Consider the following 7,409-nt stretch of genomic DNA (forward strand, 5'->3'; position numbering starts at 1 on the left):
GAGCAACAGGCGGGTGCAAGAGGATCAACCGGAGCGACTGGAATCACCGGGTCAACCGGTCCAACTGGAGTAACAGGAACAACAGGGTCAACCGGTCCAACGGGTGCAACCGGATCAACCGGAGCGACTGGGATCACAGGGTCAACCGGTCCAACTGGTATAACAGGAGCAACAGGAGCAACAGGTCCAACGGGTGCAAGAGGAGCAACCGGATCGACTGGGATCACAGGGTCAACCGGTCCAACTGGAGTAACAGGAACAACCGGAGCAACCGGTCCAACGGGTGCAACCGGATCAACCGGAGCGACTGGAATCACAGGGTCAACAGGTCCAACTGGTATAACAGGAGCAACAGGATCAACAGGTCCAACGGGTGCAACCGGATCAACCGGATCGACTGGGATCACAGGGTCAACCGGTCCAACTGGAGTAACAGGAACAACCGGAGCAACAGGTCCAACGGGTGCAACCGGCTCAACCGGATCGACTGGGATCACAGGGTCAACCGGTCCAACTGGAGTAACCGGATCAACAGGAACAACAGGTCCAACGGGTGCAAGAGGATCAACCGGAGCGACTGGAATCACCGGGTCAACCGGTCCAACTGGAGTAACAGGAACAACAGGAGTAACAGGTCCAACGGGTGCAACCGGATCAACCGGATCGACTGGGTTCACAGGGTCAACCGGTCCAACTGGAGTAACAGGAACAACAGGGTCAACCGGTCCAACGGGTGCAACCGGATCAACCGGATCGACTGGGATCACAGGGTCAACCGGTCCAACTGGAGTAACAGGAACAACAGGGTCAACAGGTCCAACGGGTGCAACCGGATCAACCGGAGCGACTGGGATCACAGGGTCAACCGGTCCAACTGGAGTAACAGGAACAACAGGATCAACAGGTCCAACGGGTGCAACCGGATCAACCGGAGCGACTGGAATCACAGGGTCAACCGGTCCAACTGGAGTAACAGGAACAACAGGATCAACAGGTCCAACGGGTGCAAGAGGATCAACAGGATCGACTGGAATCACAGGGTCAACCGGTCCAACTGGTATAACAGGAGCAACAGGAGTAACAGGTCCAACGGGTGCAACCGGATCAACCGGAGCGACTGGAATCACCGGGTCAACCGGTCCAACTGGAGTAACAGGAACAACAGGAGCAACAGGTCCAACGGGTGCAACCGGGGCAACCGGATCGACTGGGATCACTGGGTCAACCGGTCCAACTGGAGTAACAGGAACAACCGGAGCAACAGGAGCAACAGGAGTAACCGGATCGACTGGAGAAACTGGCCCAACGGGTCCAATCGGAACAACCGGAACAACAGGAGCAACAGGAGTAACTGGAGCAACCGGCCCAACGGGTCCAACAGGAGTAACTGGAGTAACAGGCCCAACCGGAGCAACAGGTCCAACGGGTGCAACCGGGGCAACTGGCGTAACCGGCTCAACTGGAGAAACTGGTTCAACTGGAGTGACTGGAGAAACTGGCCCAACGGGTCCAACCGGGTCAACAGGCCCAACCGGAGCAACAGGAGAAACGGGTGCAACCGGAGCAACAGGAGAAACTGGCCCAACGGGTCCAACCGGAACAACCGGCCTAACGGGTGCAACCGGAGCAACAGGAGTAACTGGTCCAACCGGAGCAACAGGATCAACCGGGGCAACAGGCCCAACCGGAGCAACAGGAGAAACGGGTGCAACCGGAGCAACAGGAGAAACTGGCCCAACGGGTCCAACCGGAACAACCGGCCTAACGGGTGCAACCGGAGCAACAGGAGTAACTGGTCCAACCGGAGCAACAGGATCAACCGGGGCAACAGGAGTAACCGGCTCAACTGGAGTAACCGGGGCAACAGGAGCAACTGGTGAAACGGGTCCAACAGGAGCGACCGGAGTAACTGGAGAAACCGGTCCAACAGGAGCAACAGGAGTAACTGGAGAAACGGGACCAACAGGAGTAACTGGTGAAACGGGTCCAACAGGAGAAACTGGTTCGACCGGAGTGACTGGAGAAACTGGCCCAACGGGTCCAACCGGAGCAACAGGAGAAACCGGCTCAATAGGAGTGACTGGAGTAACGGGAGCAACAGGTGAAACTGGGGCAACCGGAGTGACTGGTGCAACAGGAACAACAGGAGTAACAGGAGCAACTGGTGCAACAGGAGCCACCGGAGTAACAGGAGTAACGGGAGCAACCGGCTCAACTGGAGAAACAGGTCCAACCGGAGCAACCGGAGCAACCGGAGCAACCGGGGCAACAGGAGCAACTGGAGCAACAGGAGTAACCGGAGCAACCGGAGAAACCGGGGCAACTGGTGTAACCGGCTCAACTGGAGTAACCGGCTCAACTGGAGTAACCGGAGTAACTGGAGCAACAGGAGAAACAGGATCAACCGGGGCAACAGGATCAACAGGAGTAACTGGTGTAACCGGAGCGACTGGAGAAACGGGTCCAACCGGTTCAACAGGATCAACAGGAGTAACTGGTGTAACCGGAGTGACTGGAGAAACGGGACCAACAGGATCAACAGGAGTAACTGGTGTAACCGGAGCGACTGGAGAAACGGGTCCAACCGGTTCAACAGGAGCAACAGGAGTAACTGGTGTAACCGGAGTGACTGGAGAAACGGGATCAACAGGAGTAACTGGTGTAACCGGAGCGACTGGAGAAACGGGACCAACCGGAGTAACAGGAGTAACTGGAGAAACAGGAGCAACCGGAGCGACCGGAGTAACTGGAGAAACCGGACCAACGGGTGCAACCGGAGTAACAGGAGTAACTGGTGAAACGGGTCCAACCGGAGTAACAGGAGTAACTGGTCCAACAGGAGCAACAGGATCAACAGGAGTAACTGGTGTAACCGGAGCGACTGGAGAAACGGGATCAACAGGAGTAACTGGTGTAACCGGAGCGACTGGAGAAACGGGATCAACAGGAGTAACTGGTGTAACCGGAGCGACTGGAGAAACGGGACCAACAGGAGTAACCGGAGTAACTGGAGCAACAGGAGCAACCGGGGCAACCGGATCAACAGGAGTAACTGGTGTAACCGGAGCGACTGGAGAAACGGGACCAACAGGACCAACAGGAGTAACCGGAGTAACTGGAGCAATAGGAGAAACAGGAGCAACCGGAGTAACTGGTCCAACCGGAGTGACTGGAGAAACTGGCCCAACGGGTCCAACCGGATCAACAGGAGTAACCGGAGTAACTGGAGCAACAGGAGCAACCGGGGCAACCGGATCAACAGGAGTAACTGGTGTAACCGGAGCGACTGGAGAAACGGGACCAACAGGACCAACAGGAGTAACCGGAGTAACTGGAGCAACAGGAGAAACAGGAGCAACCGGAGTAACTGGTCCAACCGGAGTGACTGGAGAAACTGGCCCAACGGGTCCAACCGGATCAACAGGAGTAACCGGAGTAACTGGAGCAACAGGAGCAACCGGGGCAACCGGATCAACAGGAGTAACTGGTGTAACCGGAGCGACTGGAGAAACGGGACCAACAGGACCAACAGGAGTAACCGGAGTAACTGGAGCAATAGGAGAAACAGGAGCAACCGGGGCAACAGGATCAACAGGAGTAACTGGTGTAACCGGAGCGACTGGAGAAACGGGTCCAACCGGATCAACAGGAGTAACCGGTTCAACAGGAGCAACAGGAGTAACTGGTGTAACCGGAGTGACTGGAGAAACGGGATCAACAGGAGTAACTGGTGTAACCGGAGCGACTGGAGAAACGGGACCAACAGGACCAACTGGAGTAACAGGAGTAACTGGAGAAACAGGAGCAACCGGAGCGACCGGAGTAACTGGAGCAACCGGCCCAACGGGTGCAACCGGAGTAACTGGAGAAACGGGTCCAACTGGAGAAACTGGTTCGACCGGAGTGACTGGAGAAACTGGCCCAACGGGTGCAACAGGAGCAACGGGAGTAACTGGCCCAACGGGTGCAACAGGAGCAACGGGAGTAACTGGTCCAACGGGAGTAACTGGTCCAACTGGAGAAACAGGAGCAACAGGAGTAACTGGTGAAACGGGAGCAACAGGAGTAACTGGTGAAACGGGAGCAACCGGAGTGACTGGAGCAACAGGAGCAACAGGAGCAACAGGAGTAACAGGAGCGACTGGAGAAACGGGAGCAACCGGAGCAACAGGAGCGACTGGAGAAACGGGAGCAACCGGAGCAACAGGAGCAACAGGAGTAACAGGAGCGACTGGAGAAACGGGAGCAACCGGAGCAACCGGAGCAACAGGAGCAACAGGAGTAACAGGAGTAACAGGAGTAACAGGAGTAACCGGAGCGACTGGAGAAACGGGACCAACCGGAGCGACTGGAGAAACGGGAGCAACAGGAGCAACAGGAGTAACTGGTGAAACAGGAGCAACAGGAGCAACCGGGGAAACAGGAGCGACAGGAGAAACGGGATCAACAGGAGTAACTGGTGTAACCGGATCAACAGGATCAACAGGCTCAACCGGCTCAACTGGTCCAACAGGCTCAACTGGTCCAACAGGCTCAACTGGAGAAATTGGCCCAACGGGTCCAACCGGATCAACCGGGGCAACTGGCGTAACCGGATCAACGGGAGTAACAGGAGCGACAGGAGCAACAGGAGCAACAGGAGCAACAGGATCAACCGGCTCAACCGGAGTAACAGGAGCGACAGGAGAAACTGGCCCAACCGGAGTGACTGGAGAAACTGGCCCAACGGGTCCAACCGGATCAACAGGAGTAACCGGAGTAACTGGAGCAACAGGAGCAACCGGGGCAACCGGATCAACAGGAGTAACTGGTGTAACCGGAGCGACTGGAGAAACGGGACCAACAGGACCAACAGGAGTAACCGGAGTAACTGGAGCAATAGGAGAAACAGGAGCAACCGGGGCAACAGGATCAACAGGAGTAACTGGTGTAACAGGAGCGACTGGAGAAACGGGTCCAACCGGATCAACAGGAGTAACCGGTTCAACAGGAGCAACAGGAGTAACTGGTGTAACCGGAGTGACAGGAGCAACAGGTGTAACAGGGGCAACGGGCTCAACCGGCTCAACAGGAGTAACGGGCGCGACTGGAGTAACCGGAGCCACTGGGGTAACGGGTCCAACCGGAGTAACCGGGGTGACTGGCCCAACGGGTGTAACTGGCCCAACCGGAGCAACCGGCCCAACCGGCCCAACCGGCTCAACCGGAGCAACAGGATCAACCGGGGTGACTGGCCCAACGGGTGTAACGGGCCCAACCGGAGTAACAGGGGCAACGGGAGCAACCGGAGTAACGGGCTCAACAGGTGTAACAGGCCCGACCGGGGTGACTGGCCCAACGGGAGCAACCGGCCCAACCGGCTCAACCGGAGCAACAGGTGTAACCGGAGCCACTGGGGTAACTGGAGCAACCGGCTCAACAGGCAGTACACCAACCTTGCTCTTCACAAGAACTAATGGGCCGCTCACTGTTTTTCCGCCGTTAAATACTGAAGTTCCCGTTGCTACGCTGGCAATCCCAGTTAATGCTTTGCAGAATGTAAAGCTGGATTATGCCCTCAGTGTCGCGTTAACAACTTCAGCAAATTCAAACTTTGTTTATGAAGTGAGATTATATAGGGGAGCAGTGCAAATTCATACAAGAACTCTGTCGCGAACTAGTACTACCGCAGCTACGGATAGTTTTTCGATTGCTGATACAACAGTGGATACTGCGCCGACCGCAGGAACGAACACTTACCAGCTCAGGGTTATTTTCACAACTGCTAATAATTTAACGACAGCAACTGCTCTCAATATCGATTTTAACGGCATAAGTTTTCCGACAACCTGATGAAAATAGCAGTCTGATATTTTAAAGATGAAAGGCCTGACTGATACGCGGTTAGGTCTTTTTTTCCGTAAACGCTGTGCAATATTCACTCTTAGAGGCCAGTTGATCATTTAAATGGGTTTTTGAAACACCATTTGTTTTTGAAAAAATATTATGCAAGAAGAGGTGGTGTAATGAGAAAAGGAGATACTTGGTATAACAGATACGACTCTGGAGATTATGACTGCCGGTATTGTAATGATTGTTGCTGTCATTCCCAACATAAAAAAAGAAATCAAAGGCGCAGTTACCATAATCGAGCACATTGCTGTGAAGGATGCTGCTGTGAAAACTCTTGCTGTCATGAAAGATGGTGTCCGTGCTGTCATCCAAATCATTATCATATGAGAGGCGCGACCGGAGCAACGGGGTTCACCGGAGCAACGGGGCTGACTGGAGCAACGGGGTTCACTGGAGCGACCGGAGTAACAGGCGACCCCGGAGTAACGGGAGCAACCGGGTTAACAGGAGCAACCGGGGTGACAGGAGCAACCGGAGTAACAGGAGCCACCGGGATAACGGGAGCAACCGGGTTAACAGGAGCAACCGGGGTGACAGGAGCAACCGGAGTAACAGGAGCCACCGGGATAACGGGAGCAACTGGGATAACAGGGCCAACCGGGTTAACAGGAGCCACTGGGATAACGGGAGCAACTGGAGTAACGGGAGCAACTGGGGCAACCGGAGTAACAGGAGCCACCGGGATAACGGGAGCAACTGGGATAACAGGGCCAACCGGGTTAACAGGAGTAACAGGGGTAACCGGAGCCACCGGAGTAACAGGGCCAACCGGGTTAACAGGAGCAACTGGGTTAACAGGAGCAACCGGGATAACAGGAGCTACTGGGTTAACAGGGCCAACCGGAGTAACAGGAGCAACCGGGATAACCGGGGCAACAGGGATAACGGGAGCAACCGGAGTAACGGGAGCAACCGGGATAACCGGAGCTACTGGGTTAACAGGAGCCACCGGGATAACGGGAGCAACCGGGATAACCGGAGCAACTGGTGTAACCGGAGTAACGGGAGTAACGGGAGCAACCGGGTTAACAGGAGCCACTGGGTTAACAGGAGCCACTGGGTTAACAGGAGCCACTGGAGTAACGGGCGCGACTGGAGTAACAGGAGCCACTGGAATAACAGGAGCAACAGGGTTAACAGGAGCCACTGGAGTAACGGGCGCGACTGGAGTAACAGGAGCCACTGGAATAACAGGAGCAACAGGGTTAACCGGAGCAACAGGTTTAACCGGAGCAACAGGTTTAACCGGAGCCACTGGGGTAACCGGAGCAACCGGAGTAACGGGAGTAACCGGAGCAACCGGGATAACCGGAGCGACTGGAGTAACCGGAGCGACTGGAGATACAGGAGTAACAGGGATAACAGGAGCTACTGGGTTAACCGGAGCAACCGGAGTAACGGGAGCAACAGGGATAACCGGTGCAACCGGAGTAACGGGCGCGACCGGGGTGACAGGAGCCACCGGAATAACCGGATCGACAGGAGTAACGGGCATAACCGGCTCAACTGGAGTAACG

At 55.5% G+C, this 7,409-nt stretch carries 3 protein-coding genes; all 3 read left to right on the forward strand.

Features of this window, described 5'->3' with window-relative positions; all coding sequences use genetic code 11:
- The coding region (locus AD710_RS20340) for a beta strand repeat-containing protein (RefSeq protein ID WP_197083935.1) at positions 1-5,832 on the forward strand (5,832 nt) is incomplete at its 5' end.
- A 219-nt stretch (positions 5,833-6,051) separates the two neighbouring features.
- Positions 6,052-6,219, forward strand: coding sequence for a hypothetical protein (locus AD710_RS20060; protein WP_156187166.1), 168 nt, complete (start codon positions 6,052-6,054; stop codon positions 6,217-6,219).
- A 203-nt stretch (positions 6,220-6,422) separates the two neighbouring features.
- Positions 6,423-7,409, forward strand: a 987-nt coding sequence (locus tag AD710_RS20065; protein ID WP_442853084.1) for a beta strand repeat-containing protein, incomplete at its 3' end; no start/stop codon positions are given.

It is taken from the genome of Bacillus sp. JFL15, from assembly GCF_001184225.1.
In the GTDB taxonomy this organism is placed as follows: Bacteria; Bacillota; Bacilli; order Bacillales; family Bacillaceae; genus Bacillus; species Bacillus siamensis.

Coding starts and splice junctions, on each gene's coding strand:
- AD710_RS20060 (WP_156187166.1), top strand. CDS start 6,052: ATGACTGCCGGTATTGTAATGATTGTTGCTGTCATTCCCAACATAAAA.